A 26,029-nucleotide genomic window follows, 5' to 3' on the forward strand; every position below is an offset into this window, starting at 1 on the left:
TGCGGATCGAGCCAATCACATTCACGCTGGCTGTGGCTAGAAGGTGTCCTTGACAGGAGCAGGCTACAACCATATCGGAAAATGGTCCCTGAAGCTCCACCCAGTGCTATGATGATGAAATATTGAACGTGCATGAAGATCATCCCTCCACGCTGAATAGATCTATCAAACATACAAGAGATTAGCCTCTGATCATCAACGATTTTGTTTACGCTTGCTTGTATGTGGGTATTTATACTTCAAGTCAGGAGTGGTAAAAGAATTACTGTCGGGCATGGTGACTTCGATGGTCGGTTTAGAAACCCTATTCTGGACTTTTTGAACAATCTCTTATAAAGATCAGGGAGGCATAATATAGATAAGAGCAAGGGTGAACGAAAGGAGGAATATACAGATGCTTTGGACGATTATTGGCGTGCTTATTATTCTTTGGCTCCTTGGGTTTATCCAAGGAATTGGCGGGCTCATACACCTTTTACTTGTGATTGCCCTTGTTGTTCTTATTTTTCAAATGGTTACTGGAAGGCGTTAGAAAAGGTTTAAGCGTCTGCAACTCCTACTGCAGGCGCTTTTTCATTGGGGGAGGAGGGGTATATTATGTGGTGGTGGGAATACACCCATGACGGACCCGGGTTTACGTGGCTGGGAACTGCGCATATTATGGTCATCGTTTCCTTGATCGTTGCTTGCATGTTCATCATTGTGACAAGAAGGTGGTGGCAAGACAGACCGCAAAGGCAAAACGCCTTCCGCTTTAGCTGTGTGGGCATATTCGTTGTTGGTGAAATTCTTTTGCAGGTGTGGTATATCCAGGCAGGCGTTTGGGATGCTTCATTTGCGTTACCGCTGCATTTGAGCAGTATCGCCTGGATCGCGGCCTCTTTTATGCTGATCACACGTGGACGTACATGGTTTGAGATCACGTTTTTTGCAGGAGTAGGGAGTGCTTTCTTGACGATTCTGACCCCGGATGTCGGTAACTACGGTTTTCCCCATTTCCGTTTTTTTCATTTCTTTATAACTCATGCACTTGTTATTGTTGCGGTCGTCTATATGCTGGCTGTTGAAAACATGCAGTTACGTTTTCGTTCGGTATTTAAAGTGTGGCTATATTTAAATGGATATGCTGCAATGATAGTTCCCTTCAACTTCTGGGTGGATGGCAACTACATGTACTTAATGGACAAGCCATCGGGACCTTCGCCGTTCGATTGGTTAGGGCCTTGGCCTTACTACATTTTCAGCCTCCAAGCTGTGGCGCTCTTTGTATTTATCGTGATGTATGGCATCTATCGATCTGTAATTTCTGCAGGAAGTAAACGTTCGCCCCGCAGGTAGCGGGTCATACAGCGTCCTGTTTGTCTTTTTAAATTGGCATTCATATAACGGTTCTGTCCTTCGTAACGATTGCATACATAACCATAAGTGGAAAATGTCACATCGTTATCCACTAAGTATACGCGAATGTTCCGTTTCTGTTGTGCCCGTCTGAGCTGCTGCAAGTCGTGGCATAGTGAAGTGAGTGCTTCGTGAACGACGGTCATGTATGGATCTTTAATGTGTACGTATTGCTCGAGGTTCGATTGGTCTTTTTCAAACGTCTTTTTCACTAATGGTAGGATCACGGAATAATGGATGAGGGTGAGATCCGTTTCCTGTACGAACATGTCATCGCCTCTTTGATTCAAGATTTTATATCTATAGTTTAACGAATGTATGTTCGTTCAATCAAGTGGGAAGTTTTGCAAGAAAGATGGAGAGAAAACGTTTAAAAATGTGAGCATTGGGGTAAATGATTAGCAATACTGAAAAGGACAAATGGTAGCGTATCCAAATCATATTGGGGGGATCACGATGGCAGCTTCAACATATGAAAATGAGTTGTTTGAAAAGTTAAAAGTGATTCGCAAAGGATATCGGGCACCCAGACAAGTTTTGCAATCACTTTATGCGCGCATGATGTTAGAATATTCCGTATATGAATTTACGAAAGCCCGTTTTGAGCGGCTTATTGATAAATCATTAGATGCGAAAGATCAAGAACAATTTTATCAATTGAGCAAACAATATAGTGAATGGATTAACCGTTATCAAACTGGGTGCACGATATCTGAACAAGGGTATGAAATGGAATGCAATTTCGAAGATAAGAAAAAACGAGTCGGCAGCTAAATGCTGCCGGCTGTTTAATTGTGACAGAGAATGTACTTCATCCAAGAAAATGACTTTTCCGACGGTTGCTCGAAGGTTACGTTCTCAAAACTTCTCGTTTTTTGGCTACATAATATAAATGAATTTGTTGGCGATCGCTGCCGAATCGGTTATACTTAGGGGTGAAATTGTCGCTCAGGAGGAACAACCTTTGATATTATCAGATGCCACGATTAAAACAATGTTGGCTCGCGATGAGCTGATTATTGAGCCATTAGAAGATTCACAACTCCAACCTGCGTCTGTAGACATACGTCTCGGCACGCATTATTTAAAGATTGATGAGAATGCGATCGAATCGATTGCTTTGGATACACCGGCACAGTACGTCGAGTTTGAAACAGAAGAAGTGATTATCCCGCCAAATTCGTTTCTGCTTGCAACGACGAATGAGTACATAAAACTGCCGGAAAACTTAACGGCCTTCGTCGAAGGGCGCAGTTCTATCGGTCGCATGGGGTTATTCATTCAAAACGCAGGTTGGGTGGACCCGGGATTTGAGGGTGAAATCACTCTTGAACTTTTTAATGCGAACCGCCTACCCATTCGGCTCATCGCGGGCCGGAGAATCGCTCAACTGGTCTTCGCTCAGATGGATCAAAAAGCAAATATGCCATATAATGGTAAATATCAAAAACAGCATAAGGCCGTAGGCAGCCGCATCTATAAAGATATCGATTAACCAAGTTCAATAAAGTTAGCTTTTTCCTGTACCTCCCCATTCTCGATTTGTGGAGTTGATACGAAATGTATGACGTAAAAATTGAAAACGGTCAACTGGTAACGAGTAGGGACACATTTTCCGGAACGATTCTCATTAAGGAGGGAAAAATCGCTGCGGTGACTGCTCCAGGTGGAGATGAGCAAGCGCGTGAGGTGATTGACGCTGCCGGAAAACATGTACTCCCAGGCCTCATTGATACTCACGTTCATTCCCGTGATCCTGGTCCTACCCATAAGGAAGACTTTGAGACGTCCACACGTGCCGCCGCTGCCGGCGGGATTACTACCCTTTTTGAGATGCCCAATACTACACCGCCAGTTCAGAATGCAGAAAGTTTTGATCAGCAGGTGCAAAATTTACGAAAGAAGGCAGCCGTACATTTTGGACTCTGGGGGATATGTCTTGGACCATTGAACCGGCCGGATTTTATGGACCTTCATCGTAAAGGAGTGATTGGTTATAAATACTTCTGGGGATACGGTATTCATCGAGAAACGTTTCAGCTTCTTTATAATGTAAAAGAGGCGGACGAGCAAATCATTCAGCCTTTTGATGATGGAGAAGTGTATGCGATGATGAAGGCAGTCGCTGAGACCGGACAGCTATTTGCCGTGCACGCTGAAAATCATGAGTTGATTCGCCAGCTTGACGAAGAAAAACCTGCCGACGATGAATCATATCAGACATTGTTAGCGTCAAGGCCGGGAGTTGCCGAACAACTCACTGTAGAGACTGGACTTACGCTTGCCAAAAAAGCAGGTGTCCATTTTCACGTTTTACACGTCTCTGCCGCGGAAAGTGTTGCGGCGGTTCGCCGAGCCCAGGCAGCTGGACAGAATGTGAGTGTAGAGACGTGCCCGCATTACTTATTTTTAAGCGATGAAGATTACGAAACGGTCGGAAAGGATATGAAGATTTTCCCACTCGTCAAGACGGCTGCTGATCAGGAAGCCATCTGGGAAGGGATAAACGATGGAACGATTACAGTCGTTTGTTCCGACCATGCTCCTCATACCGAGAAAGAAAAATATGGCGGCAAGCTCAGTGAAATTCCTGCCGGCATGTGTGGAGTCGAAACGATGGTTCCCCTCATGCTAAATGCGGTGAATGAAGGTAAATTAACGCTGAACCGCTTTGTGGCCTTGCTCGCTGAAAATCCTGCCCAGCTTTACGGCGTTTCTCATCGTAAAGGAACGTTCACCCCGGGGAGTGATGGAGACATTACGATTGTGGACATGGAGAAAACAGGAACGATCCGAAAAGAAGACCTGCATAGTAAAAGTAAAATCACAGCTTTTGATGGCCGGTCGACGAAAGGCTGGCCGGTCCGTACCATTATATCAGGACATACAGTGATGCAGGATGGAATGATTGTAAGTGACGAAAAGAAAGGGCAACTCGTGACTCCAGGAGGTATTTCAAATGAATCATGAAAACACTCGTAACCTCATTCAAACGCACCAATCGATTCGCAAATTTAAAGAGACCGCTGTTTCTGAAGAAATTGTCACGGAGCTGGTTGAATCTGCTCGCTGGGCGCCGACGTCCAGTCATGTTCAGGCTTATACCATCATTCGTGTGCGCGATCAAGAGAAAAGACAAGCCCTTTCAGAGGTTGCAGGGGATCAAAAATATGTACGTGAAAGCCCACTTTTTCTCGTTTTTGTAGCAGATTGGCATAAGCATGTGATCAACAATGAAAAATTTGCTGCAGGGTATGAATTGGAAGAAACGGAGAATGTCCTCGTCGGAGCCGTTGACGTTGCGCTCGCCGCCGAAAACGTTCTCCTTGCTGCCCGCTCCTATGGCCTAGGGGGCGTAATGATTGGCGGTATTCGTAATGATTTGTATCGAACAAAAGAAGTGCTTGAACTCCCCAAGCATACGTTTCCGGTGATGGGGCTTTGCCTTGGATATCCGGATCAGGATCCTGGACAAAAGCCGCGCTTTCCAAAAGAGATGATCCTGCATGAAGATCGTTACCAAGCTTCCCGCTATCGCGAAGGCTTGGAGGAGTATGAGCGTGAGACGAGCGCTTATTATGAAAAGCGGACGAAAGGGAAGCGAGCCGACGGCTGGGGAGCGAATATGGTTAACTACCTTGAGAAACCTCGCCGCCAGCAAGTAACGGACTTTTTAAAGGATCAAGGCTTCACGTTAAAGTAGAAACAAGTTTAAAACAATGAGAAAAAGGAAACGATAATCTATATACCCCCCCTTTTTTATAAAAGACGAGGACGTGCATCATGGCGCCCTTGTCTTTTTTTATGCTATGAGAAGCATGTTAATTTGGAGGGATAAGACAACGATGAGAGAAAATCATGTTGAAGCCGGCGGTAATCACCGTCTCCAAAGTCTGATCAGCTGTTCCTTCAATATATAAACCTAAGCTCCCTGTTTTAGGCCTGCATCCCACTCTTCATCCGTAGGTGGGTATGTTCGTTTCAATCGCAGGGAAAGCAAGAGCGCAATGGCAGTCAAAAGACCTATCAACCCAAAAGAGACGAGAGCTCCTAATATGGCTGGATTCCCGATGTGCGGGTTCGAGCTAGTGGCTTGCGCTGTCGTCGTCATCGTAGTCACCAGCACTGCGGTTCCAATCGATGCAGCCATTTGTCTCATTGTATTGGTAACGGCAGCCCCGTGTGGTATCAGCTTCGGTGGCATCGTATTTAATCCAGCAGTGTTAACAGGCATCATTACCATGGAAAAACCAAACATGCGGATCGCAAACATGACCGCCAGGAAAATGAGTGAAGTGCTGGTGTCAACCAATAGAAAAGCAAACGTCGATAGTGTCATAAGGATGAGTCCTGGAATGGCAAGTGCCCGCGCACCGATCCGGTCGAAAATACGTCCTGTGATCGGCGCCATCAACCCGGACAGCAGGGCACCTGGCAATAAAACAAGGCCAGCTTCCACTGCTGTAAACCCTCGCATATTTTGCAGATACAAAGGAATTATCGTTTCCAATCCGATCAAGCCCAAAAAGCCGATACTACAAATAATCGTGGACAACGTGAACGTTTTTTGTTTGAACACCCTGAATTCAAGCATTGGATGCTCCATGCGAAGCTGACGAAAAATAAAGATTACAATTGTGACGATACCAACAGCAAGAACGGTTAACGTAATAGGACTTGCCCAGCCATTATTACCAGCACTGGTAAAGCCGTAGAGCAGCCCCCCGAAGCCAAAAGTAGATAAAATCACGGAGATTGGATCAACTTTTGGGTGCTTAAGCTCTGTAACATTTCTCATAATAAAATAAGCAACGACTATCATGATCAACGCTAAAGGAAAAATCCCCCAAAATAAAAAACGCCATTCAAAATTTGATGTTACCCAACCCGAAACCGTCGGCCCAATAGCGGGAGCAAACGAAATGACAAGGCCGATGTACCCCATGGCTGTTCCACGACGCTCCACCGGAAAAATGAGTAGAAAGATCGTCTGCATCAGTGGCAGCATCACCCCGGCACCTGCCGATTGAATGATCCGAGCGGTGAGCAGAGAAGGGAAGTTCGTTGCCAGCCCCCCAAGCAAGGTACCGAGGGTAAAGATTCCCATTGCTGTTAAAAAAAGCTGACGTGTCGTAAACCTTTCAATCAAAAAAGCAGAGACTGGAATCATAATCCCATTGACGAGCATGAACACAGTCGTTAGCCACTGCCCCGTATTTGCTGTAATGTTCATCTCTTCCATAATTGGAGGAATGGCGGTAATCATTAACGTTTGATTCAAAACTGCAATAAAAGAACCTGATATTAAAAGAGCTGCGATCAAAATTTTATTGTAATTTTCATCTTGATTCATACAAGCCCCCCGATTTTGTATTAACCATGCTGCAATTTCAGAGCCTGAAAATTTAGTATACGCCTTTATGAGGGATACGGCAAACCATAGGTACCCATAGATTACAGAGGAAAATGAACAATGGGGGCAGGAAACTTAGCTATTGCACGGCTGCTGCATCGTATGGTGGATGGGAAGACAAATAACTTATAGGAAAGGATCGTCTGTTTTTGAACATCTTCCTTACGGACTGGTTTATGTGGAGATCCATAAAACTATGAAAGGGAGAGGATAACCTATTGCAAAGTTCATTTTAAAAGGTGAGGACGTCTTTCTCGATCGTTTCCTTATGAGGCAATTTAAAGTGACTATATTGAAAGGATTTTAGGTTTTGGGCTCTCAATCATCATTGGTCCTTTTGGCGTTATGGGCGGCATAACGCAGCCGCAAGAACTTGTCCATACGCTCATGAATACGATAAATAGATCAAGCTGGAGAGGTGTTAGAGGATGTCTTTACCTTTTTGTGCTTTCTTCGCAGTTGTGTCGAAGGTCTCTGATGGTCATTTTACACCCTACTAAATAACCGAGTGTTAGGTCCTAGCCTGCACTCGGTTTTAAAGCTATTTTTCTTTTCTCTTTTGGTTTAGGAAATATATGAAAGCCGCCAAGCCGTAGAAACCGCTTAGTCCTTTTTGATCAGAGGTTTCTGTTGCCTGGTTGGTTCCCTTTTTCATGGAATTTGTCATATCTACCAGCGAGGATGAAAATTTTCGTGAAGCATTGCCTGCGTCTTCAACCATTCCAAAGATCGGATTTAAGGTAGCCACCTTTTTATTAACGTCTAAAATGGTTTCATTTGTATTATGAAGAACGGTCCCCGTTTCTTTCGTGATCTCATCAAGTTGGTCTGGGAGTTTGCCAACAGTCACTTCTGTCTTGGCAAGTACATCTGCTAGGTTACGCAGGGCTTTTGCCAAGAATATAACGAGTACAGCGAAGGCAATTGCAACGACTAAAGCAGCTATTCCCACAAGGTCCATCATTACCCCTCCTTTTTCTATTAACGATTGATATATTTAGTTTCCCTCTGACCATCTACAATATCCAATCGTTCGGCAATATCATCACCGATGACTGGCAAAGAAATCATTTGGGAAAGAAGAAGAGCAAGCCAGGCTAATAAGACGGCAGTACCCATCGATAGTCCTACACCACGAGCAATACCTGCAATCAGGTTGCTTTTTCGTGTTGAAGTGGTAGGCTATGTCTCTTAGCCTTGACTTGGTCGTCATATCTTCCATTATATCAATTAATGCTACAAGTTTCTCAATTTTTTCGTCATGGGGGATCGTCTTCCCGTCCCTTTTTCGGCAGTTTTCGATGAAGTCCTACACCGCCCCAGTCCTGGTTTAAATATAATTACTCTTTAACAAGTTTTCAGAAGCTTGAGCGGCAGTAATGTCTTTTTCTGTTAGTGCTCCCTGATCTACCGTTGTCCATTGGACGGTCACGTTCGTATGATCAATGGTTACATGAGGATGGTGCTGGACACCTTCTGCATAAACTGCCAACTTCTTCACAAAAGAAATTCCCTCTAAATATCCGTTAAATTGGAACGTCTTCCAAATCTTTTCCCCTTCTAATGTCCAACCATCTAACTGTTGAGCTTTTTCTTTTACATTTTGCACGATAAGTCACCTCCAAAATCTTTACCTAGTCCCACTATACCTGTTTCAAGGTGATAACAAACCCCCATTTTGTCTAAAATTGAAAAAAGGCCGCTTCAATTGCTCATGATTATAGGTGAGGTTCGACAACCAAGATCCGAGATCGATGTTACTATAGGCTAGATAAGGTTTGAAGATACTGGAACATTGACGGAAGGTGTGTTTTTTTTTAAAATTTAGAAGGACAGACTGTACGGTCGATCCTTAGCACGGAAAATTGGGAAGGGAGACGCTTAAGGCATGATAAATAAGGTCTTAATCGCCAACCGCGGTGAAATTGCTGTTCGGATCATTCGAGCATGCCGCGAATTAAATATTGAAACAGTAGCTGTCTATTCAGAGGCAGATCAAGAAGCATTGCACGTGTTAATGGCTGATGAGGCCTACTGTATTGGACCAAATGCCTCAGCTGACAGCTATTTAAAAAAATCAAACTTAATTGCAACCGCGACGAAAACCGGGGTAGATGCGGTTCACCCTGGATATGGTTTTTTGTCTGAGAATGCTGTGTTTGCAGAGATATGTGCTGATCATGGGCTGACATTTATCGGGCCTCCTCCGGATGCGATTGATCGAATGGGGGCAAAAGCACGTGCGCGTGAGACAATGAAAGAGGCTGGCGTACCTATCGTACCAGGAAGCGAAGGCCTTCTTGAAAATGAGGACGAGGCACTCGAGATTGCAAAGAAAATTGGATATCCTGTCATCGTGAAGGCAACAGCAGGCGGCGGCGGGAAAGGTATGCGCGTAGCTCATGATGCGGATGAACTTTCCCATTCGTTTACGATGGCACGACAGGAAGCAGAAACCAATTTCGGGGACGCGGGCATATACTTAGAAAAATTTATTGAGGAACCCAGACACGTTGAAATTCAGATTATGGCAGATCGTTTTGGTGACGTCGTTCATTGCGGCGAGAGAGATTGCTCTATCCAGCGCCGCCATCAAAAACTTGTTGAAGAGGCTCCGTCTCCCGCGTTAAACGGGGAGATTCGCACCCAAATGGGGGAAGCAGCGATTCTGGCAGCAAACGCTGTCGATTATGTAGGGGCCGGAACCGTCGAGTTTCTTCTAGATAAGCACCAGCAGTTTTATTTTATGGAAATGAACACTCGTATCCAAGTAGAACACCCTGTGACAGAAGAAGTAACAGGAATCGACCTTATTAAAGAGCAAATTTTAGTGGCGAGCGGACGTCCTTTGTCCATCGAGCAAAATGATGTAAACGTTCAAGGCCACGCCATTGAATGCCGGATCAATGCTGAAGATGCAAAGCGGAATTTCAGACCTTCACCAGGGAAGATCAGTATGTACTTGCCGCCGGGCGGTCCAGGTGTACGTGTGGACAGCGCTGTTTATACTGGCTATACCATTACCCCTTATTACGATTCAATGGTGGCAAAACTGATTGTATATGGAACGACGCGGGAAGAGGCGATTTCTCGGATGAGACGGGCATTGTCTGAATTTATCGTTGAGGGAGTAGAGACGACGATTCCTTTCCATCTTGATCTTATGGATCACGAAGTGTTTGCTTCAGGTGACTTTGATACGTCTTTTTTGGAAAAGCATACCATTTAAGAGCCGAGTCGTTTAAGAAGGTTCGCTCATACGCATACGTATGACGAGTGTGATGTTTACCTAAGGATGTATCGGTATGTACGACAGCTCTTGAATCCCTCTTTGAGTAATCCCTCGAAAAAGTACTTTCTTTTTCGAGAAAGTAAAAGGAGCAGATCAGATTATGTATAGTATTGAAGAAATTAAAGAGTTAATAAAAACGGTTGATGAATCTGGCATTGGAGAATTAGAAATCAAAAACGAGGAAAAAGCGACTATTGCCATTAGGAAAGAGAAGGCTGAACCAGTACAACAGGTTTCAGCACCTCTTCCTCAGGGGGTTCCAACTCCACCACCTGCACAAACTCCGGAGCAGTCAGGGGGGGCGACAAGTACATCTTCCACTGATATAGAACCTGCGGATGACTGTAAGAAAATCACTTCCCCGATGGTAGGAACGTTTTATCGCTCCCCGTCTCCAGATACAGATCCTTACGTACAAGTCGGGGATCGAATTGAGGAAGCATCGGTGGTTTGTATCGTTGAAGCAATGAAATTGATGAACGAGTTGGAAGCCGAAGTATCCGGCGAAATTACTGAAATCCTCGTGGAGAACGGAGAACTCGTTGATTATGGGCAGCCGCTTTTCTTTGTAAAATAGGAATCAATGATTTCGGGCAAGCTAAGCGAGATGCTTGCGAAGATAAGTACATGAGCATCAATCCAAGCGCCTGGCATTTAGAGGCGCAGATTGGAGAGATGAAGCATGGATATGGAAGAGAAACTGGAAGCACTTAAAAAGAAAAAAGCTCAAATTAGCCAGGGAGGCGGGAAAGAGCGCCAAGATGCCCAGCATGCACGAGGGAAATGGACGGCACGGGAAAGAATTCGTTTTCTTGTGGATGGAGGCAGTTTTTCCGAGCTGAATGGTTTTATCCAACAACCCGGAAACTCGTCGGAAGATGCCAATGGCGAGGGTGTGGTGACAGGAACGGCAAAAATTGATGGCCGCCTCGTGTGTGTGTTTGCGCATGATTTCACCGTGCACGGAGGGGCTCTTGGAGAGATGCATGCCCGTAAAATTGTGAGGTTAATGGATTTAGCGGCAGATGCAGGTATTCCAGTGATTGGCTTGAATGATTCAGGGGGCGCGCGTATTCACGAAGGTGTACGGGCGCTGGATGGTTATGGCCAACTTTTTCAAAGGAATGCAGAGTATTCTGGGGTCATTCCGCAAATATCTGTGATCATGGGTCCGTGTGCCGGAGGCGCTGTATACTCCCCAGCGCTTACGGACTTTGTCATTATGGTGGAATCATCTTCCTACCTATTCATTACAGGTCCTAAAGTTTTAAAGTCAGTGACGGGTCATGAATATAGCCATGAAGATTTAGGCGGTGCTAAATTACATGCTCAAAAAAGCGGGGATGTCCATTTTATAGCAAAAAGTGAAAAGGAAGCTTTGAGGAAGGTTCGTAAATTATTATCGTATTTACCCTCTAACGCCCAGCAATATCCTCCACATGTGTGCAGTACGGAGCAAAGGAAAGAGATGAAAAGTGATCCGCTGCAGTCGTTAGTTCCAAGTGATCAAAGGCGCATTTATGATGTACGGGAACTGCTTACAGCAATCCTTGACCCAGGATCCTTTCTAGAAATACAACCTTTATTTGCAATGAATCTCGTGATCGGTTTTGGACGGTTGGCGCACCAAACCGTAGGGGTGGTTGCGAACAACCCGAAGGTGAAAGCGGGAGCTCTCGATGTTGACGCTTCAGATAAGGCCGCTCGTTTTATCAGATTTTGCGATAGCTTTCATATCCCTATTTTGACATTCGAAGATACAAGTGGCTTTGTTCCAGGGTCTGAACAGCAAGAAAATGGAATTATCCGCCATGGTGCAAAGATTTTATATGCATTTAGTGAAGCCAGTGTACCTAAAATTACGGTGATCTTACGCAAAGCATACGGAGGCGCTTACGTGGCCATGAATAGTAAAGCGATTGGTGCTGATTTCGTTTTTGCCTGGCCTACAGCGGAAATTGCTGTCATGGGAGCTGAAGGTGCTGCTCAAGTATTGTTTACAAAAGAGGTGGAAGCTTCTGATGATCCTGAGAAGTGCCGAAAGGAAAAAATAGAAGCCTATCGTGATACATATACAAATCCCTATCGGGCCGCTGAATATGGACTTGTCGATGACATTATTGATCCAGAAGATACGAATAATCGTCTCATACGTGCCCTTGAGATTTTAAAAGCAAAAGGCAAGCGCGGCCGAAAGCATGGAAACATGCCTTTTTAAGAGTGAAAGAACCAAACGTTAACACGGATTGGTTCTTTTAGTTACTATCAAAATTTGAGGAAAAAGATTACTTTGAAAAATGATGAAGATCTTGTATGATGAATTCGTACATATACTGATAAGAGAAGCACTGTTAATGTTCCGTAAAATTTAACATAGAGGTGAGACGTGTATGATGGATATTTTTTGGTTTGTTGTCATTGGAATTATTCTGTTTATTCTGCTTATCGTTGGGGTTACCGGTTTAATGATTTTAAAAAAGCGCTACAAAACTGCGAGCTCCAATGAAGCATTGATTATTACCGGCCCTAATTTGGGTAACCCTGAAGCAGACAATCGCATCTTCCATGATGAAAATGGCCGTAGCATGAAAATTATCCGCGGTGGTGGTATCCGTTTAAAGCTTTTTCAAACGAGTACCCCTGTTGATTTAAATGCTTTTCAGATTAAGCTAACAACGCCGAAAGTATATACCTCGCAAGGTGTTCCTGTCGTTGCGGATGCAATCGCTACCATCAAAATTGCCGACTCCTTAGATGGGATTGCCAACTACGCAGAGCAATTTCTGGGCAAAAAACAAAATGAAATTGAAGAAGAAGTGTCCAAAGTACTCGGAACAAATTTACGAGCCATCCTTTCGAAATTATCCGTGGAAGCCATTAACAATGACCGTGAATCGTTTAGCCATCAAGTGCAGGATATTGCCCAAGTAGAACTTGATAACATGGGCTTCAAAATTACATCCTTTGGATTGGATGATCTTCGTGATGCTGACGAGGAGAATGGCTACCTTGAGAATCTAGGCCGCCCTAGGATTGCTGAAATTCGTAAAAAAGCAGACATGGCCGAATCTGATGCGGAGAAAGAGACACGGATGTATCAGGCGAAAAACGATCAAGAAGCACAAGAGGAAGAAAATCAGCGCCTGACATCGGTGGCTGAATCTAGAAAAGAGAAAGACATCAGACAAGCGCAAATTAAAGAAGAAACGGAACGGGCGCGTGCTAAATCAGAACAGGCGTATCAATTAGAACAAGAAAGATTGAATCAGGAAGTTAAAGAAGAGGAAATGCAAGTGCAATATATAGAACGGCAGCGGCTTGTTGCCCTTGAAGAAGAGGAACAAAAGCGGAGAAAAGCCGAAGCCGATGCGAATGCCTACGATATAAAAGCAAAGGCAGATGCAGAAGCTGCGAAAGCCCGTGTTGATGGGGAAACGAAAGCGGCTATCGAGAAAGAGGAAGGACTTGCTCAGGCAGCTGTTATTCGAGAGCAGGGTCGAGCTGAGGCAGAAGCCAAAGAATTAATGGCAGAAGCGATGGAAAAATATGGTGAAGCTGCGATAATGGAAATGTTTATTAAAGTACTTCCAGATTACGCCCGCGAAATTGCAGCGCCGCTCAGTCAAATTCAAGATATGAAAGTCATTGATATGGGAGGTTCTGACTCAAATGGTGGTACAACGAAAGTTGCAAATAACGTTACAAAAACGATGCTTGGAATTCAGGATAGTTTAAAAGAGACGACAGGGATGGATTTAAAAGCAATGCTTGAAAGCTATATGTCAAGGGGAAATGTCTTTCATCAAGCTACAACTCACAAAGAACAGGAGAAAAGCGAACCTCAAGAGAGGACGGATTCCAATAAAGAATCTGTAGATAGAAGCGAAGAAGAAATAAAGACAGATGAAAACCCCCATTCATCGCCTGAATAAAGATAAGAAATAAAGGCCAATCTGTACGAACAGGATTGGTCTAAAAATTTATGCGGAGGAAAAAACATGTTAATATTTACATACAAGTGATGTTTCCATACGTATTGAAGTGAAATGTCCTCTTTCAGAGAATTCTTAAACGTCTTAATCAGTGTTAGAAGGAGAGACGCAGTATGCATCTAATTATCTATATGCATCCAAGTAATGATAGCTTTAATCGCGCGATTTTGGAGAGGTATAAGAAAGCATGGCAGGCGCAGGGAGAAGAAGTTGTTGTTCGTGATTTGTACCGTCTCCCTTTTGCGCCACTGCTTTCCGAAAGAGAGTATGAACAAACGCTTACGTATGATTATGCAGAGGATGTTGAAAACGAGCATCAATTCATTGAACAGGCAGACGGAATTACGTTTATCTTCCCTGTGTGGTGGGGAGGTTTACCTGCAATAGGCAAAGGATACGTTGATCGTGTATTGGCCTATGGCTTTGCTTTTGAACTTGAAGATGAAACTCCGATTCCGAAAATGGAGGGCAAACCGCTAGGCATGATTTATACGACGGGAGCTCCACAAGAAGTATGGGCGAATGGACAAAAAGATTGGATGGAAAACCTTTTTAAAAAGGCGATTGGTGATTTTTGCGGATTTACCACCCTATCACCCCTGCATTTAGGGTATGCAGTGCTTGCTGATGAGAAAGATAGGGAAAAGATGTTTAAACATGCACAAGAATATGTGGAGCTGTTTCAATAAAGAAAGAGAGGGGATCATGATGCGGTTGCTTTCCATGCTTTATAACGATCAGGAGCAGCTTGGAATTGAGGACAAGAACAGTAGTCAAATATTAGTATTAGAAAAAGCGTTTCAGCATTTTCACCCTGGAACAGAGTGTCCAGCTGATATGATCACAGCGATTCATTTAGGAGAACCCTTTTTGAATAGTGCTGAAAAGGTGTTGGAACAGGCACTTACGATACCTCACGCTGAATTTTGGATCAGTGCCAATGAGATCGAATGGCTGGCTCCAATTACGAAACCACCAAAGAATATCATGTGTGTAGGAAAAAATTATGCAGCCCACGCACGTGAACTAGGCAGTGATGCTGATATCCCTGAGTACCCGATCATTTTCACAAAGCCTCATACGAGTATCGCGGCACATGAGCAGCATGTTGACTTGCATCGTGAAGTGAGTGAGCAAGTGGACTATGAAGGAGAAGTAGCCATTGTGATTGGCAAAAAAGGGAGCAAAATCAAACGGGAAGAGGCCTGGGATTATGTATACGGGGTCACTCTCCTGAATGATCTCACTGCTCGAGATTTGCAAGCGCGTCATAAGCAATTCTTTCTTGGTAAAAGTCTGGATCAGTTTAGTCCGTTAGGCCCGGTCCTTGTAACGAATGTGAACGAGATGATTACGGCAGAAGAAACCATTACAACGAAAGTTAATGGAGATATACGACAATCAGCTCCGTTGACCGATATGATTTTTGATATCCCGGAGTTAATTCACATTATTTCCCGGGGAATCACTCTAGAGCCTGGAGATATTATTGCAACCGGTACTCCGGCGGGTGTTGGAAAAGGGATGAACCCTCCGCAATATTTAAGGGCTGGCGATGAAGTATCGATTCATCTCCCATTGATCGGTACTCTCGTCAATCAAATGAAATGATAAAAACATCGAGTGAAAGGATTCCTTTCACTCGATGTTTTTTATCTTATTAAGATGTAGGCTGTCGCGGAGCACGTCGTTTTCCTTTCTGCGGCATGTCAGACATTTGGTTTACGGATACTACATCTTCAGTCTTTTTCTTCGGCATTTCCCAATATGCTTCATTCCCAGGTAATTCGTCAAACCAACCAGCATTGTCCGGGCAATCAAGAATCATAAATTTGCCGTAGTTGCCGTCTCTGGATTGATGGTATTTCAAGTAGGCTTTGCCGTCTTCGATTGCTAATATTTCAATTTTACCCGAAGTATGGCTCATAGAAAGGCGAATTCGTTTTCCTAAGCCGCTCGTACGAGCTTTTGCTTCCTCAACCGCTTCATAGGCTTCCTTGAGAGTGAGGACAAAGTCGTTATTGCCAGCGACAGGACGGTTTATAAAGAAGTAATAAGGCGTTACCCCTGCCCATGATAGTTTATCCAGCAACTCTGCAAGGTCATCAGGATTGGAGTTGATTCCTTTTAATACGGGCGTTTGGTTAACGACGATTACTCCAGCATCATGGAGGGCTTGAAAACCACGTCGTGCCTCGTCCGTAATTTCACGCGGGTGATTCACGTGAGCCATAACGTAGATGCGATTTTCAGGCGTAGAGTATTCCCTGAATAAATCTAGTAGAGCTTCATCTTCGTAAATCCGCATCGGATTGAACACCGGCAGTTTGGAACCGATGCGAATGATTTTAACGTGCGGAATGGAGCGAAGCTCTTCAATAATGTAGCGAAGTTTTTTCGTTGCGAGAATTAACGGATCGCCGCCGGTAAGGAGGACGTTGTTAATCTCTGGATGATTGCGAATGTATTCGATTCCAGGGTCGACATCAGACATTGCTTCTTTGACATCATTTCTAAATAAGCGCTTTCTAAAGCAATAGCGGCAATAAGCCCCACAAACTTCAGAACAGATTAAGAGAGCAGTCGTTTCATATTTATGTTGGCAGCCCGGAACAACATAATTTGTATCTTCATCAGAAGCATCCCAGCGCCCATATTCTTCAAGTTCATTTTCATTAGGAATGACAAGATTTTTAATCGGATCATTAGGGTCTTCCCAATTGATCAGTCCTAAGTAATACTCATTCACTCGGAACACAAATTTTTCTGTGATCTTTTTTAACCTTTCTCTTTCCTCATCAGGTATTTGTTCAATTTGATCAATTTTAGTTACGTATTTTGGTTGAGCCACTTGAATCGCCCCTTTCCAAAAATGAAAAATATGGACTTAGATCCAACAATGATGTCAGTATAACAGCCACTAACGATAAAGGTCAAAAAAGAATTATAAGATTCAAAAAAATGAAGTGAATGAAATAAACGCTTCAAAACTGGTGTCGAAAATGTATTTTGAGGCGAAGATCTTGATGGGTAGAGCGGCTAAGGGGATTACGGAAAGGCAGATGATGAATAATTAATTTCTTATTTTATATAAAATGAAAAAAAGGGTTCACAAGAAGTTGTCCGTAGCGTAAAATGAAGTATAACATTCATCAATAAATTATTATGAAACTAATATTTTATGGAGGATTTTGAGACAATGACGATGCCTGAAGTGGTTAACCCTGATCAGACTTACGCGGAACGGACAACAGAGTCACTAGCTCATATGGAGCGGGCACAAGCTGTAATGCCAGGGGGAATGACGGCAAATATCAAGCATTTTGCTCCCTATCCTTTAGCGATCAAAAAGGCAAATGGGTGCAAGCTTTATGATGTTGATCATAATGAATACATTGATTATTTAATGGGATATGGAGCGTTAGCCCTTGGTCATGCACACCCCTATGTGTGCCAATCTATCTCTCGCCAGATTGAAGAAGATGGCACCTGGTTATTTGGTACTCCTCATGAGAAAGAAGTAACGATGGCCTCCCGCATTCAAAAACATTTCCCATCGATGGAACTATTGCGATATGCGAATTCAGGAACCGAAGCCAACTTATTAGCGCTGCGTTTAGCAATGGCCCACACGAAAAAATATAAAATCGCGAAGTTTGAAGGTCACTACCACGGTGCCATTGACAAACTTCTCGTAAGTGTTCACCCAACCCCAACGGAAGCAGGTATTCACCAGTCCCCCCATTCTGTCTCTGATTCTAGTGGTATGTCCCAGGAGGACGTTGATAATACGGTCGTTCTTCCATTTAATGATGCCGAGAGCTGTGCACGTATTTTAGAACAGCATGGGAATGATGTAGCTGCGGTTATTATAGAGCCGATGGAAAGCGGAATTATTGCTCCGAAACCAGGATTTCTTCAGCAATTACGCAAAATCACAAACCGTCTCGGTATCGTACTCATTTTTGACGAAGTCAAGACTGCTTTCCGAACTTCACTGGCAGGAGTGCAAGGACTTTATGGAGTAACGCCTGATTTAACAACGATGGGGAAAGTTGTAGGAGGAGGCTTTCCATTCGGGGTTGTTGGTGGAAAAAGGGAGATTATGGAACAGAGTTCACCGTTAAAGGGGAGTGATTTTTTTGCGGACGGATCCCAAGATCATCATGAACAAAAAGCATTATTCCACAGTGGCACTTATAATGGCCATCCATTAATACTAGCGGCCGGAATTGCGACGTTAGACATTCTGGAGTCTGAGTTTAATGCACTTGTTACCCGTACTGAATGGTTTAAGAAGGAACTTTCCGCATTGTTTCAGAAATACGATATTCCTATGAAAACGCTTGGCAGTGGAACGATGTTTAGTGTACTATTAACGGAAAGAGAGGAGATTTCTAGCTACCGAGATTTGCAATTGTGTGATCACAAGTCAAGGGTCAAGCTTGACAAGGCGCTATTTGAAGCGGGGATCTATACAAAGCCGGGGAATCGCTACAGCCTCTCCGTTGAGCATGATGAACATGCACTGGCACAGACGCTAAAAGCTTATGAAAAAGTAATTCCTGAAGTACTTTTATAGATACGTACGCAAACGGCTTCTGAATGTTTGTGAAAAAGGAGGAGCGAGCGTATGACCGTTAAAGATATTTATGAACAAATGATAGCTAAGCGGCATGAAATGAGCAAATCCCAACGAAAGATTGCCAATTACTTGATCAATCATCAAGAATCTGCCCCATTTTTGACTGCATCCAAACTTGCGAAAAACGTAGGGGTGGGTGAGGCAACGGTTGTGCGCTTTGCCTTTTTCTTAGATTATGAAGGTTACCCTGATTTACAGCGGCATATGCAAGAGGCGTTACAGCGGAAATGGACCTCAGCAGAAGTGTTTGCAAGGACGACCGAACAAGGAGAGAACCCGGAGGATACGGTAAGCGAAGTATTATCCGATGATATTAATAATTTACAACAAACATTGCAGCAAATGGACAAGAAAGAATTTCAAGGCGCTGTAGAGGAGATTGTTGAGGCGGAAAGAATCTATATCATCGCTTATCGAAGTGCAGCAAGTGTAGCGTTGTTTTTGGAATTTTATCTTGATCTTGTTTTGCAAAACACGGAAATGTTACGTTCTGCAGATGGGATATCTGAGCATCTTCTGGATATTCAGGAGAATGATCTTGTCATTGCTTTTGGTTTTTCCAGATATACAAAGCGAACGGTAGAAGTTCTCAAATATGTTAAACAAAAAGGAGCGAGGACCCTTGTGATTACCGATCATATGCTCTCACCGCTTACGCCATATGGGGACCGGAAATTGTTAGCGTCCACTGAGATCAATTCTTTTATCGATTCTTTTTCTGCCCCGCAAAGCATCGTAAGCGCCTTGATCACCGCAATCACCCGTTCAGAGCACGAAAAAGTAGAAAGAAGACTTGAGCAACTTGAGCATCTATGGGATGCTTTCGATGTTTTCCAGGAATAAAGAAGAGCCAGTAAATCAAGTCGATGTTGATACTGGCTCTTTTTATTATGCCGTCGTTGGCGAAGGATCTTGATCTTGTTTTTTCTTACGGAAATACTGGATAAGGCCGATAACAACTATAATTGCTATGCCTCCAAGAGAGATGAAGATATCGTTTGGGTAAACGGACATAATCCCCCCTGCAAATAAGAAAAAGCGCTCAATAATTGAAGGTTTATCAATGAAGTAATTCATTAGTGTAGCACTTATGGCTACCATTCCGATGATCGCGGTGAGTAATGGTCCAATTAAAGTGGCAAATGTCCAGTCTTGAAGCAGCAGCACAGGGTTCGCGACGAAAACATACGGAACAATGAAAGCTGCGATTGCGACTTTGAAAGCCATAACCCCAGTCCGCATTGGATTTGCCCGCGCGATTCCGGCACCGGCGTACGCTGCCAAACATACCGGGGGCGTAATGTCAGCTACAATTCCAAAATAAAATACAAACATATGTGCAGCAATGGGCGGTACGTCAAAGGCTAAAATCGCTGGGGCTGCAACAGAAGCTGTTACGACATAGTTTGCGGTAGTGGGAAGCCCCATTCCTAGAAGGATACAGGCAAGCATTGTCAAGAAAAGAACAAGGAAGAAGTTTCCTCCTGCGATTTGAATAATGCCATTCGCGAGTGTACCGCCAAGTCCGGTGAACACGACAATGCCAACAATGATTCCCGCACTTGCACAAGCAGCAATGACTGGGAGGGCGACTCTCGCTCCCTGCTCCATCGCCTGTAAAATGCCGAGCAGGCTTAAACGGGTATCACTCCGTAAGAAACTGATAGCAAATGCAGCGCCAATTCCCCAAAGCGCAGCATATGTAGGGGTATAGCCGATTAAAAGTAATCCGATAATCGTCACTAATGGCAGGATCATGTCCAACCGTTTGGCAAAGGATGAAACCGGCGGTAATTCTGACTTCGGCACACCAAGTATGCCATGTTTTCTTGCCTCAAAGTGTGTCCCAAGAAACACCCCGAGAAAATAAAGAATGGCTGGGATAATCGCGTAAACAATCAGTTCATTATACGGGATTCCGACATATTCAGCCATAATAAAAGCTGCTGCACCCATGATTGGCGGCATAAGCTGCCCGCCTGTTGAGGCTGTGGCTTCTGCGGCTCCGGAAAACTCTGGTCTAAAACCTGACCGTTTCATCATAGGAATCGTAAAGGAACCTGAACCTACTGTATTCGCAACAGAACTTCCCGTTACCATCCCTTGCAAACCGCTGGCAGCAACGGCTGCTTTGGCAGTTCCACCTGTATAACGCCCTGTGAGACGAAACGCCATATCATTAAAGAATTGTCCGATATTTGTTCGCACGAGCAATACCCCGAAAAAGAGAAAGAGGTAAATGAACGTCGATGAAATTTGAATTGGTGTACCGAATATGGCCTCGGTTGAGTACATTAATTGAGTGGTCATATTGCTCCAGGAAAACCCGGAATGTGAAAAAACGCCAAGCCAAGCCATATTTCCGTAAACCCCGTATAAAAGAGCAGCGATGGCAATAATGACAATCGGCATTCCGACCGCACGTCGAGTCGCTTCTAATAGCAGAACAATAGCGAGGAATGACACAATAATATCGAGGGGCTCAAAACCAAATAAAACGGTATCGGTAACGAGCCGTTCATAATGCCAAACTATGTAAAAGCAAGAAAATAGGGCAGCTATGGATAAAAGTGCATCGTACCACGGAACCCCTGCTTTACCTTTTGCACGTTTGTTGATCGGATATAAAATATAGATAAGTGCTAAAGCGCTGCCAAGGTGAATGGCCCCCTGTATCAAGGCTCCATAAGAACCTACAAATGCCGTGTATAAATGAAAAGAAGTTAAGGAGATCCCAAGGATCGCTACGACCCAAATCCATTTCCCAAGGTCATATCTGTTATTCGATTCTTTATCGTATTTCTCCATAATCGCCTGTTTTTCTTTTTCATCGATTTCAACCGTTTCATTTCTCGTTTTGTTCGTCACGAGGACACCTCCTATCTTTCATTTGAAAAACGTAACGGCTGGACGTCTACCGTTATTATTTTCATTTAATGTGGAAAGCTCCTAGATTATAACATAAATGAGAGAAAGGTCCATGCGAAGTAGAAAGACCGGGCATGGTTGCCCGGCCCGTTAACATCATCATGTTTATTCATCTTCGTCTTCGTCTTCATCCTCATCATCATCTACCTGATCCAATAGATCATTTTCTTCGAAATATTGTTCAGCTCCAGGGTGAAGCGGTAAATCTTCAGAACCAAGCATGATGTTTTCCATCGTCATGTGCTCTCCTTGATTGTGAGAAACCTCTTCTGAATTTTCATACATGCCTTTCACGATTTCATACCCTAATTCTTCGTCAATATCTTCGGTGGACCCAATAAGAACAGCATAAGCAGCAATTCCTTCAACATCTTCTTCGAGGAAGTCGTAGCTATCTTCCTCAATGGTGATGCGTTCATATTGACTGTTGGCTTCAATCTCATCGAGTTGTTCTTCATCAATACTTAACAGTTCAATGTCTTGTTGAGCTGCTAGTTCTTCAAGGTTTGTTGCAGGCAAACCGAGTAAGCCAAATGTTGCATCTACGTTTCCATCCTGCATCATGCTTGCCCCGTCCCCGAAACCTTCTTCAAAAGCTTCATAGTCGCCATCTTCAAGGCCATAGGACTCAAGAATTAATCTGGCGGCTCCTTGTGAGGCAGAGTTTGGTGGCCCAATGTTAACGCTCCTGCCTTCTAGGTCTTCAATGGAATCAATATCACTATCTGCAAGTACCGCAATTTGATTCGTTTCCGGATAAATATAACCCATGAATCCAAAGTTTTCCATTTCTTGTCCTTGGAAATCACCTTCACCTACTAGTGAATCGATGGCAGGAATATGCACGGTCATCCCCAATTCCAAGTCTTGTTCAGAGACTCTTGCTATGTTCTCGACAGATGCATCTGTCGCTACGGCGTCTACTGAAAATCCATCGTAATCGACATGTTCATTCATGACATTTGCCATTTCCTGGCCCAGTGCATAATAGGTTCCGCCAGTAGAACCTGTACCCATTTGCAGGGAGGCGCTTGTACCTTCATCAACCTCATCATCGCCTGCGTCGTCATCAGCAGCTCCTTCATCTCCAGCGTCAGGGATATCACCCTCATCCACTTCAGGTGCTTCTCCATCCCCATTACAAGCAGCAAGTGCTAAAGCGGGAACTAAGAACATGGATGTAAATAGTGTATTTTTCTTTTTCATACACGAATTTCCCCCTTTTCTTCTGATACATTAGTTCTTTTTTATTGAACCAAAATGTAAGACTATTGTCAAAGGTTATGATAATAGCGTCAATATCATGCAAACAATGTTTATTAAAGTGGTGGTTCAATACGTCCGGGAAAACTTCCTCGAAAAAGAAAAGCACTTTTTCATCGTGTGAAGTGACGCTTACGAGGCATCCAGTGGCGCTTCACTCTTCGGAAAAGAACCCCCTTTTCTTTCGTGAGAAGTGAATGCTTTCGTGGTGCAAGCAGGATGCTCGAGACGGGCTTCTTTGCTCTTCAGAGAATAAGAAAATCCAGACTTGCCATTTTGGCGGTAAGTTAACATTTTTTAAACCTCTCGTCCGCTCTTTTTGTTCTCCTTTTTGAACACGCACTTAAAGTGTAAATGATGAACGTTGTGATTAGCGCCGTTCATGCGTATAATAAAGGAAGATTATGGGGATTTTTCTATTGCAGGGCAGTTACATTCCCCGATATAAGCATCGCAATTTAATAATGTCTGGGAGAAGTGGTTATGATATGCCCCAAGGGAAGTATTTTAAGTTTGGCTACGCCATCGCTTTGCTCTTATTGATCGTTTATCTGGGTACGCTCGTTGACTTTATCTTTACACCGATTGTCATATTCTTACAGACCGTTTTTGCGCCAATTGCCCTCGCTGGGGTACTGTTCTATTTATTCCGTCCGATTGTGAAGCTATTAAAGCGTTGGATGCCAAGAAGTATCGCAATTTTACTTATTTATTTAGCGTTTCTTGGTCTGCTTACACTCGCTGCCTTTCTAATTGGACCTGAAATTCAGGAACAATTCCAAAGCCTTGTGAATCGGGCACCGCAATTTTATATGGAGATGCAAGGTTGGTTCAATACCATTATACAAAGTGATCTTGTTCAAAACTTCCTAGAAGAACAAGACATTAATTTAGAAGAAATCGGTCAAACTGTGGGGAATTATATAACAAACTCTTTAGGCAATATCGGCAGTAATATTGCAGGTATTGTCGGAACGCTTACGAGTGCAGTTATTGTCATCATTCTTGTTCCGTTTGTTCTTTTTTATATGTTAAAAGAGGGGGAGAAAGCACCCCAGCAAATTCTACGTCTGTTACCACAAAAACAAGAAGATGAAGGGAAGCGTATCTTAAGCGATATGGATACAGCACTTGCTTCCTTTATCCAGGGGCAAATTATCGTCAGCTTTTGTGTAGGGGTTCTGGTTTATATTGCCTATTTGATTATCGGGGTTGATTACTCACTCATTCTCGCGCTCATCGCGATGGTGACGAATTTAATTCCTTTTATTGGTCCTTGGATTGGAACAGCTCCCGGTGTGATTGTTGCTTTATTTGATTCGTGGGTAACAGCTTTATTGGTGGTTGGGGCTGTTGTTATTATCCAACAATTTGAGAGTATTTTTATTGCACCTCAAGTTCATGGACACAATCTAAAGCTTCATCCGTTAACAGTGATTTTCGTTTTACTTATTGCTGGAAATTTTGGCGGTTTTCTCGGTTTGCTTTTGGCCGTTCCTGCTTATGCTGTCGGTAAAGTGATCGTTATGCATACCTATCGTTTGATCCGCTTGCGTTACCAGGAAAATGAAGATTAAAATGAGTGAAAGGAGATGTTACGATATGAGAAGTGAAAAAGATGGAATTGCCCAATGGGATCAAGAAGAAGTGGCAAAGAAACTCGATGACGAGAGCATAACCTTTGTAGATATACGCGAGCCAGAAGAGTACAATGAGGGACATATCCCAGGAGTCCCGCTTTTACCAATGGGTGAAGTGCCGGACCATATCGATGGAATGGACAAAGAAAAGACCCACGTATTTATTTGTCGGAGTGGTACACGCAGTCAAAAAGTAGCCCAATATGCGAAACAGCAAGGGTTAGATCGTGCTATCAACTTTGATGGGGGGATGCTTTCCTGGGATGGCGACACGAAGACGGGTGAAGAAAAACGAGTACAAGAAACATCCGATATCTATAAATAAGTGACGTTATGACCCTTTATATGAGAAGCCGCACACTCTGTTAGAATGTGCGGCTTTTTACGATTGAATAGTATAGTACAAAAGAGGCGGGGATTTAAATGATTACTGTCATTGGCAGCATGAATATGGATTTGGTCGTCAAAAGTGAAGCACCTCCTTTACGTGGTGAGACCATTCTTGGTGAATCGTTTGATACACACCCTGGGGGGAAGGGAGCTAATCAGGCTATTGCGGTTGCTAAGCTAGGCGGCGAGGTGCAAATCGCCGGTAAAGTAGGGAGTGATACATTTGGAAAAGAAATGATTGCTAACCTCCATGATCATGGAGTGGATACACAATACGTACAAAAAGTACCCGATACAACTTCAGGTGTTGCGCTGATCACTGTTGCAGAAAATGACAATTCAATTATTGTCGTCCCGGGTGCGAACTATCTTTTTGAGCCCGGAGAAGCAAGTGCACTACGTACACTCATTCAATCCAGTCAGATGCTTATCGTACAGTTAGAAACCCCGCTCCCTTTTGTGGAGATGTTGGTTTCGATTGCCTTTCACGAAGGCACGCCCGTTGTTGTGAATCCAGCTCCTGCCCAAACATTAAATATTTCTTTTATTCAACAGGCAACGTATGTAACCCCGAATGAAACGGAGTGTGCGATATTGTTTGAGGAGCCCATCGAAGAAGCGATTGCCAGGTACCCGAATAAGCTGATCGTCACACAAGGAGTCAAGGGTGCGCTTTATCATGATGGGGCCAATCCTGTACGAATTGAAGGCTTCCCAGTACAGGCCATCGATACCACAGGAGCAGGTGATACGTTTAACGGAGCCCTTGGATTGGGCTTGGCAGAAGGAAGGAGTTTAACAGAGGCTGTTCGTTTTGCTAATGCTGCTGCTTCATTATCGGTGGAACATTTCGGGGCCCAGAGCGGCATGCCGAAAAGAGAACGTGTGGAAAGAAGGCTGAGAACGGGCGAATAACAATAGCAACGTATCGTCTGTAAGTCCTGCAACTGCAACCGAAGCTTAACTTTAAAAAGCAAATCATAGAATGTTGACACTTATTATCATCATTCATTGGCGGAATCGTCTCCTTTTTTCTGCTTTTTATTTGATGTTTAATTTTCCAATTAA

The 26,029-nt window shown here is 43.7% G+C and carries 25 protein-coding genes; 17 read left to right on the forward strand and 8 right to left on the reverse strand.

Annotation, left to right across the window (positions count from 1 at the left end; all coding sequences use genetic code 11):
* The first annotated feature begins 394 nt into the window (after window positions 1-394).
* Together HNR44_RS01820 and HNR44_RS01825 are read left to right on the forward strand one after the other, a co-directional pair.
* A complete protein-coding gene (locus tag HNR44_RS01820) occupies window positions 395-532 on the forward strand; it encodes a lmo0937 family membrane protein (protein ID WP_184402417.1) in 138 nt (45 codons plus the stop codon).
* Window positions 533-597: 65 nt separating this feature from the next.
* Window positions 598-1,338, forward strand: a complete 741-nt coding sequence (locus HNR44_RS01825) for a YwaF family protein (RefSeq protein WP_184402418.1) — start codon at window positions 598-600, stop codon at window positions 1,336-1,338.
* Here the strand turns inward: HNR44_RS01825 and HNR44_RS01830 are convergent.
* Window positions 1,290-1,667 carry a YhjD family protein gene (locus HNR44_RS01830; RefSeq protein ID WP_184402419.1) on the reverse strand — a complete coding sequence of 126 codons (378 nt, stop codon included), beginning with the start codon at window positions 1,665-1,667 and terminating at the stop codon, window positions 1,290-1,292. The genes HNR44_RS01825 and HNR44_RS01830 overlap by 49 nt on opposite strands.
* A gap of 187 nt (window positions 1,668-1,854) precedes the next feature.
* On the opposite strand from HNR44_RS01830, the gene HNR44_RS01835 reads away from it, so the two are divergent.
* The 4 genes from HNR44_RS01835 to nfsA all read left to right on the forward strand — a co-directional run bounded on the left by HNR44_RS01835 (window position 1,855) and on the right by nfsA (window position 5,101).
* Window positions 1,855-2,172, forward strand: a complete 318-nt coding sequence (locus HNR44_RS01835; protein WP_184402420.1) for an IDEAL domain-containing protein — start codon at window positions 1,855-1,857, stop codon at window positions 2,170-2,172.
* Between the two features lie 190 nt (window positions 2,173-2,362).
* Window positions 2,363-2,893 carry a dCTP deaminase gene (gene dcd / locus HNR44_RS01840; protein WP_184402421.1) on the forward strand — a complete coding sequence of 177 codons (531 nt, stop codon included), beginning with the start codon at window positions 2,363-2,365 and terminating at the stop codon, window positions 2,891-2,893.
* Window positions 2,894-2,958: 65 nt separating this feature from the next.
* The gene (gene allB, locus HNR44_RS01845; protein ID WP_184402422.1) at window positions 2,959-4,368 is read left to right on the forward strand and encodes an allantoinase AllB; all 1,410 of its coding nucleotides are present in this window, start codon (window positions 2,959-2,961) and stop codon (window positions 4,366-4,368) included.
* A complete protein-coding gene (nfsA, locus tag HNR44_RS01850) occupies window positions 4,358-5,101 on the forward strand; it encodes an oxygen-insensitive NADPH nitroreductase (protein ID WP_184402423.1) in 744 nt (247 codons plus the stop codon). The genes allB and nfsA overlap by 11 nt, the downstream gene beginning before the upstream one ends.
* A 219-nt stretch (window positions 5,102-5,320) precedes the next feature.
* Here the strand turns inward: nfsA and HNR44_RS01855 are convergent, their stop codons facing one another.
* From HNR44_RS01855 to HNR44_RS01870, 4 genes are all read right to left on the reverse strand, one after another.
* Window positions 5,321-6,751 carry an MDR family MFS transporter gene (locus tag HNR44_RS01855; protein WP_184402424.1) on the reverse strand — a complete coding sequence of 477 codons (1,431 nt, stop codon included), beginning with the start codon at window positions 6,749-6,751 and terminating at the stop codon, window positions 5,321-5,323.
* Window positions 6,752-7,352: 601 nt separating this feature from the next.
* Entirely contained in the window at window positions 7,353-7,775 is a 423-nt protein-coding gene (locus HNR44_RS01860) for a DUF948 domain-containing protein (RefSeq protein ID WP_246406919.1), read from the reverse strand.
* Between the two features lie 17 nt (window positions 7,776-7,792).
* Window positions 7,793-7,930 (reverse strand): DUF5665 domain-containing protein, encoded by a 138-nt coding sequence (locus tag HNR44_RS17545; protein WP_246406922.1) that lies wholly within the window; start codon window positions 7,928-7,930, stop codon window positions 7,793-7,795.
* A 211-nt stretch (window positions 7,931-8,141) separates the two neighbouring features.
* The gene (locus tag HNR44_RS01870) at window positions 8,142-8,420 is read right to left on the reverse strand and encodes a 4a-hydroxytetrahydrobiopterin dehydratase (protein WP_184402425.1); all 279 of its coding nucleotides are present in this window, start codon (window positions 8,418-8,420) and stop codon (window positions 8,142-8,144) included.
* 279 nt (window positions 8,421-8,699) lie between these two features.
* On the opposite strand from HNR44_RS01870, the gene accC reads away from it, so the two are divergent.
* The 6 genes from accC to HNR44_RS01900 all read left to right on the forward strand — a co-directional run bounded on the left by accC (window position 8,700) and on the right by HNR44_RS01900 (window position 15,706).
* Complete coding sequence (gene accC, locus HNR44_RS01875) at window positions 8,700-10,040, forward strand: acetyl-CoA carboxylase biotin carboxylase subunit (protein WP_184402426.1); 1,341 nt, start codon at window positions 8,700-8,702, stop codon at window positions 10,038-10,040.
* A 163-nt stretch (window positions 10,041-10,203) separates the two neighbouring features.
* Window positions 10,204-10,680 (forward strand): acetyl-CoA carboxylase biotin carboxyl carrier protein, encoded by a 477-nt coding sequence (accB, locus tag HNR44_RS01880; RefSeq protein WP_184402427.1) that lies wholly within the window; start codon window positions 10,204-10,206, stop codon window positions 10,678-10,680.
* Window positions 10,681-10,785: 105 nt separating this feature from the next.
* Window positions 10,786-12,321, forward strand: coding sequence for an acyl-CoA carboxylase subunit beta (locus HNR44_RS01885; protein WP_184402428.1), 1,536 nt, complete (start codon window positions 10,786-10,788; stop codon window positions 12,319-12,321).
* A gap of 172 nt (window positions 12,322-12,493) precedes the next feature.
* The gene (locus HNR44_RS01890; RefSeq protein WP_184402429.1) at window positions 12,494-14,035 is read left to right on the forward strand and encodes a flotillin family protein; all 1,542 of its coding nucleotides are present in this window, start codon (window positions 12,494-12,496) and stop codon (window positions 14,033-14,035) included.
* A 173-nt stretch (window positions 14,036-14,208) separates the two neighbouring features.
* A complete protein-coding gene (locus HNR44_RS01895; RefSeq protein WP_184402430.1) occupies window positions 14,209-14,784 on the forward strand; it encodes an NAD(P)H-dependent oxidoreductase in 576 nt (191 codons plus the stop codon).
* A gap of 16 nt (window positions 14,785-14,800) precedes the next feature.
* Complete coding sequence (locus HNR44_RS01900) at window positions 14,801-15,706, forward strand: fumarylacetoacetate hydrolase family protein (protein ID WP_184402431.1); 906 nt, start codon at window positions 14,801-14,803, stop codon at window positions 15,704-15,706.
* A gap of 49 nt (window positions 15,707-15,755) precedes the next feature.
* Here HNR44_RS01900 and HNR44_RS01905 read toward each other — a convergent pair whose 3' ends face one another.
* On the reverse strand, window positions 15,756-16,946 hold the full coding sequence (locus tag HNR44_RS01905) for a KamA family radical SAM protein (protein WP_184402432.1): 1,191 nt from the start codon (window positions 16,944-16,946) through the stop codon (window positions 15,756-15,758).
* A gap of 348 nt (window positions 16,947-17,294) precedes the next feature.
* On the opposite strand from HNR44_RS01905, the gene HNR44_RS01910 reads away from it, so the two are divergent.
* Together HNR44_RS01910 and HNR44_RS01915 are read left to right on the forward strand one after the other, a co-directional pair.
* Window positions 17,295-18,677, forward strand: a complete 1,383-nt coding sequence (locus HNR44_RS01910) for an aspartate aminotransferase family protein (RefSeq protein WP_184402433.1) — start codon at window positions 17,295-17,297, stop codon at window positions 18,675-18,677.
* A 51-nt stretch (window positions 18,678-18,728) separates the two neighbouring features.
* Entirely contained in the window at window positions 18,729-19,583 is an 855-nt protein-coding gene (locus HNR44_RS01915; protein WP_184402434.1) for a MurR/RpiR family transcriptional regulator, read from the forward strand.
* Between the two features lie 45 nt (window positions 19,584-19,628).
* Here the strand turns inward: HNR44_RS01915 and HNR44_RS01920 are convergent, their stop codons facing one another.
* On the reverse strand, window positions 19,629-21,548 hold the full coding sequence (locus tag HNR44_RS01920; protein WP_184403508.1) for a TRAP transporter permease: 1,920 nt from the start codon (window positions 21,546-21,548) through the stop codon (window positions 19,629-19,631).
* A 225-nt stretch (window positions 21,549-21,773) separates the two neighbouring features.
* A complete protein-coding gene (locus tag HNR44_RS01925; protein ID WP_184402435.1) occupies window positions 21,774-22,874 on the reverse strand; it encodes a TAXI family TRAP transporter solute-binding subunit in 1,101 nt (366 codons plus the stop codon).
* Window positions 22,875-23,419: 545 nt separating this feature from the next.
* Between HNR44_RS01925 and HNR44_RS01930 the strand changes: the two genes are divergently transcribed.
* From HNR44_RS01930 to rbsK, 3 genes are all read left to right on the forward strand, one after another.
* Window positions 23,420-24,508: an AI-2E family transporter gene (locus tag HNR44_RS01930; RefSeq protein ID WP_184402436.1), complete on the forward strand. Its 1,089-nt coding sequence runs from the start codon at window positions 23,420-23,422 to the stop codon at window positions 24,506-24,508.
* 25 nt (window positions 24,509-24,533) lie between these two features.
* Complete coding sequence (locus HNR44_RS01935; protein WP_184402437.1) at window positions 24,534-24,896, forward strand: rhodanese-like domain-containing protein; 363 nt, start codon at window positions 24,534-24,536, stop codon at window positions 24,894-24,896.
* A 98-nt stretch (window positions 24,897-24,994) separates the two neighbouring features.
* Window positions 24,995-25,876, forward strand: coding sequence for a ribokinase (rbsK, locus tag HNR44_RS01940; protein ID WP_184402438.1), 882 nt, complete (start codon window positions 24,995-24,997; stop codon window positions 25,874-25,876).
* The last annotated feature ends 153 nt before the right edge of the window (window positions 25,877-26,029 follow it).

The sequence above is a fragment of the Geomicrobium halophilum genome, assembly GCF_014207655.1.
In the GTDB taxonomy this organism is placed as follows: Bacteria; Bacillota; Bacilli; order Bacillales; family Marinococcaceae; genus Geomicrobium; species Geomicrobium halophilum.

Coding starts and splice junctions, on each gene's coding strand:
- accB (WP_184402427.1), top strand. CDS start 10,204: ATGTATAGTATTGAAGAAATTAAAGAGTTAATAAAAACGGTTGATGAA.
- HNR44_RS01930 (WP_184402436.1), top strand. CDS start 23,420: ATGCCCCAAGGGAAGTATTTTAAGTTTGGCTACGCCATCGCTTTGCTC.
- HNR44_RS01855 (WP_184402424.1), bottom strand. CDS start 6,751: ATGAATCAAGATGAAAATTACAATAAAATTTTGATCGCAGCTCTTTTA.
- HNR44_RS01835 (WP_184402420.1), top strand. CDS start 1,855: ATGGCAGCTTCAACATATGAAAATGAGTTGTTTGAAAAGTTAAAAGTG.
- HNR44_RS01890 (WP_184402429.1), top strand. CDS start 12,494: ATGATGGATATTTTTTGGTTTGTTGTCATTGGAATTATTCTGTTTATT.
- accC (WP_184402426.1), top strand. CDS start 8,700: ATGATAAATAAGGTCTTAATCGCCAACCGCGGTGAAATTGCTGTTCGG.
- HNR44_RS01935 (WP_184402437.1), top strand. CDS start 24,534: ATGAGAAGTGAAAAAGATGGAATTGCCCAATGGGATCAAGAAGAAGTG.
- HNR44_RS01910 (WP_184402433.1), top strand. CDS start 17,295: ATGACGATGCCTGAAGTGGTTAACCCTGATCAGACTTACGCGGAACGG.
- HNR44_RS17545 (WP_246406922.1), bottom strand. CDS start 7,930: ATGGGTACTGCCGTCTTATTAGCCTGGCTTGCTCTTCTTCTTTCCCAA.
- HNR44_RS01920 (WP_184403508.1), bottom strand. CDS start 21,548: ATGGAGAAATACGATAAAGAATCGAATAACAGATATGACCTTGGGAAA.
- nfsA (WP_184402423.1), top strand. CDS start 4,358: ATGAATCATGAAAACACTCGTAACCTCATTCAAACGCACCAATCGATT.
- allB (WP_184402422.1), top strand. CDS start 2,959: ATGTATGACGTAAAAATTGAAAACGGTCAACTGGTAACGAGTAGGGAC.
- HNR44_RS01830 (WP_184402419.1), bottom strand. CDS start 1,667: ATGTTCGTACAGGAAACGGATCTCACCCTCATCCATTATTCCGTGATC.
- HNR44_RS01820 (WP_184402417.1), top strand. CDS start 395: ATGCTTTGGACGATTATTGGCGTGCTTATTATTCTTTGGCTCCTTGGG.
- HNR44_RS01860 (WP_246406919.1), bottom strand. CDS start 7,775: ATGATGGACCTTGTGGGAATAGCTGCTTTAGTCGTTGCAATTGCCTTC.
- HNR44_RS01825 (WP_184402418.1), top strand. CDS start 598: ATGTGGTGGTGGGAATACACCCATGACGGACCCGGGTTTACGTGGCTG.
- HNR44_RS01895 (WP_184402430.1), top strand. CDS start 14,209: ATGCATCTAATTATCTATATGCATCCAAGTAATGATAGCTTTAATCGC.
- HNR44_RS01915 (WP_184402434.1), top strand. CDS start 18,729: ATGACCGTTAAAGATATTTATGAACAAATGATAGCTAAGCGGCATGAA.
- HNR44_RS01885 (WP_184402428.1), top strand. CDS start 10,786: ATGGATATGGAAGAGAAACTGGAAGCACTTAAAAAGAAAAAAGCTCAA.
- HNR44_RS01925 (WP_184402435.1), bottom strand. CDS start 22,874: ATGAAAAAGAAAAATACACTATTTACATCCATGTTCTTAGTTCCCGCT.
- rbsK (WP_184402438.1), top strand. CDS start 24,995: ATGATTACTGTCATTGGCAGCATGAATATGGATTTGGTCGTCAAAAGT.
- HNR44_RS01900 (WP_184402431.1), top strand. CDS start 14,801: ATGATGCGGTTGCTTTCCATGCTTTATAACGATCAGGAGCAGCTTGGA.